Origin of the sequence: Morganella morganii H1r (assembly GCF_000633515.1) — a bacterium.
GTDB lineage: Bacteria > Pseudomonadota > Gammaproteobacteria > Enterobacterales > Enterobacteriaceae > Morganella > Morganella morganii_B.
On the sequence record NZ_AYMP01000088.1, the window covers coordinates 1 to 2,371 of the forward strand.

Genomic DNA, 2,371 nt, shown 5'->3' on the forward strand with positions numbered 1-2,371 from the left:
TGAAAGAATTTGCATAGTCCTTTATAGGGGACTACACTGTTTGTAGCGACTTTGCGTTGACTGCTTTTCTCCGGGCTAAGGTAATCTGTCATGATTAAATTCAGTAAGGGAAGTAAAAATTATTATCTGACCTGTGAAAACGGGCAGTTAGTTTTTATTAAAAATATTAAGGTAAGAAATAAACGTGATGTTAAACAGGGTAATAAAACAGCAAAAAAACAGGTTTATAAAATAAGAGTCGGGACAGACCCGTTACCGGACAAATCTGATTTACCTGTTCTTGAATTACTACTTTCCCGGCGGAGAAATGAAAATGAATGAATTAAAGAGACTAAGAGATAAACTGGGGTTATCAAACAAGGAATTTGCTGAATTGTTAGGCTTATCAGAAAAAACGGTTAAAAACAGAATAGCTGATGATTATGACAAAAAAATTATCAGTAAACCTGAGCTGGAATATTTAAAATTGTTAGCCGGTGAACACGAAAAATATATATTAATAGAAAAATAACGCTGGTAAAGTCCCTTATAAGGGATTGTAATATTTGTATTGAAAGCAAACGGGTTGCTTTCTTCTCAGCCCTCACAGGGCAGGAGATTTAAAATGAGTTGTTTTATTGTTAATAACAAAACCGCATCATCTATTGTTACAGCACTTGTTGAAATGAATCATATTCATGTAAGTGAAGCTCAAACTTTTTTATCATTAATGATGATGATAAATACACTATCAGTTAACGCCCGTTGTTCTGAAAATCAATCCGCCCATGAATACATTTTTGAGATTCAACAAAATGATTTTTATGAAGAAAATGGTGATGTTAATTATCCTGCAATGATGCAGATGATAACTAATATTTCATTTTTTAAATATCAGTCCTGTGAATTTGAGGAATTTGAAAGCTCGCTTGTTTTTATTACCCTGCAAAAGTTACAGGACGAAATTTTGGATGAATTTAAAATATGGTGTGTGCAGTCTGGTTTTGAAACGTGGGAATCTGTAAGAGATAAACCTTATTATAATCTGCCTTTTGGCTATAAATGTTCCTGGGGACTGAATGACTGATTAAATAAAATGAGCCGGTTATTTCGGCTCATTACGACTGGGTTAGTATAATATGAAATTTTCAGATTTAAAAGAAGATAAAACCAATTATAAGATAGTTGCTATTTTTGAATATAATGGTTTTTGTACCTACCATATTCAGAAGCACGGAGAGATTGATCAGGTTATTGAGTTTGACAATGAAGCGAACGTTACAAGAACATCATTCAATAAAAACTCAAATGAAGAATATATTGCTGTTGAATTTATTAGGAGGGTAAGAAAAAACAATATTTGTTCTGTAATTTAATGAAAGCTATTAATCCTTCATTTATGATAAGACATATTTTTATACAATAAAATATACTCTATATTTTTATGATTGAGTCCGCCGGGTTGCCTCCCTGCGGACTCGTAACACAAAAAATCTGTGGAATGATTTTATTATGTCAGAAAAAATGATAGCAGTTGCCAGAGCTTTTGCAAATAAAGAAAAGTGTACATTTCCTATCATGACAGCAAAAGAACTGGGATATTTTCTTCAAAAAATCAAAGAACAACGTCTGAAAAAAGTGCATTAATTCTGAATAAGCACAAGAGGTAAATGAACGCTTCTTGTGTTTATATGCTGGACAAAAAATCAGGAATGTTATACAATGTATAACAAATGGTTGGGGGAGGTATATTATGAATAAAAATATGACAAAAGCTATCAGACTGAATAACGAGGATTTTACTCTTTTTGAATCCTACGCAAATGCCAAAGGACTCACATTTAGTGAATTGTGCAAAAGTGCTGTACGGGAAAAAATCGAGGATGAGTTAGATTTACAGCTTGCGAATGAAAGCTATGAGGATTTTCTCAGGGATAAAACCACAATAAGCCATAATGAATTATTTGAATCTGTCTGAGGTAGTGAAATGACACGCTACCGGACAGAGTACACAAAACGGTTTGTAAAAGAGTTTAAAAAAATCGACACGGTACACCAAAGAATTATTCAGAAGTATATTGAGATAAATATCAACAATGCGATAAACCCGCGTCTGACAGGGAAGATCCTTAAAGGGGATAAAGCCGAATTTATCCGCTACCGTATAGGAGATTACCGCCTGATAGCTGCGATAGAAGACGATAAATTGTTGGTAATAGCGTTGACGGTCGGACACCGTAAGGATGTCTATAAGAAATTTTAAACTGCTTCAATTCAAAGGGGCGCTATGTGATGGCGCCCCTTTTTTCTTTTCGTGCATCGAACCCGCAAAGAAAAAATAAGTTACAGCACATCTGTCGCCTGTGGTGCCGGGGTAATCCCCCCGAAAAAC

7 protein-coding genes are annotated in these 2,371 nt (G+C 34.4%); all 7 read left to right on the forward strand.

The genetic code is table 11. The features are described from left to right. The first annotated feature begins 90 nt into the window (after positions 1 to 90). Positions 91 to 321, forward strand: coding sequence for a hypothetical protein (locus tag U868_RS0122865; RefSeq protein ID WP_025155310.1), 231 nt, complete (start codon positions 91 to 93; stop codon positions 319 to 321). Next, positions 308 to 511 carry a helix-turn-helix domain-containing protein gene (locus U868_RS0122870; protein WP_025155311.1) on the forward strand — a complete coding sequence of 68 codons (204 nt, stop codon included), beginning with the start codon at positions 308 to 310 and terminating at the stop codon, positions 509 to 511. Before U868_RS0122865 ends, U868_RS0122870 begins: the two co-directional genes overlap by 14 nt. A gap of 93 nt (positions 512 to 604) precedes the next feature. After that, positions 605 to 1,066: a hypothetical protein gene (locus U868_RS0122875; RefSeq protein ID WP_025155312.1), complete on the forward strand. Its 462-nt coding sequence runs from the start codon at positions 605 to 607 to the stop codon at positions 1,064 to 1,066. Positions 1,067 to 1,118: 52 nt separating this feature from the next. Continuing rightward, positions 1,119 to 1,355 carry a hypothetical protein gene (locus U868_RS0122880; RefSeq protein WP_025155313.1) on the forward strand — a complete coding sequence of 79 codons (237 nt, stop codon included), beginning with the start codon at positions 1,119 to 1,121 and terminating at the stop codon, positions 1,353 to 1,355. Between the two features lie 136 nt (positions 1,356 to 1,491). After that, complete coding sequence (locus tag U868_RS26220; RefSeq protein WP_275886630.1) at positions 1,492 to 1,626, forward strand: hypothetical protein; 135 nt, start codon at positions 1,492 to 1,494, stop codon at positions 1,624 to 1,626. A 106-nt stretch (positions 1,627 to 1,732) separates the two neighbouring features. Further along, positions 1,733 to 1,957, forward strand: a complete 225-nt coding sequence (gene relB, locus U868_RS0122890; RefSeq protein ID WP_080694425.1) for a type II toxin-antitoxin system RelB family antitoxin — start codon at positions 1,733 to 1,735, stop codon at positions 1,955 to 1,957. 9 nt (positions 1,958 to 1,966) lie between these two features. Next, the gene (locus U868_RS0122895) at positions 1,967 to 2,242 is read left to right on the forward strand and encodes a type II toxin-antitoxin system RelE family toxin (protein WP_025155315.1); all 276 of its coding nucleotides are present in this window, start codon (positions 1,967 to 1,969) and stop codon (positions 2,240 to 2,242) included. The last annotated feature ends 129 nt before the right edge of the window (positions 2,243 to 2,371 follow it).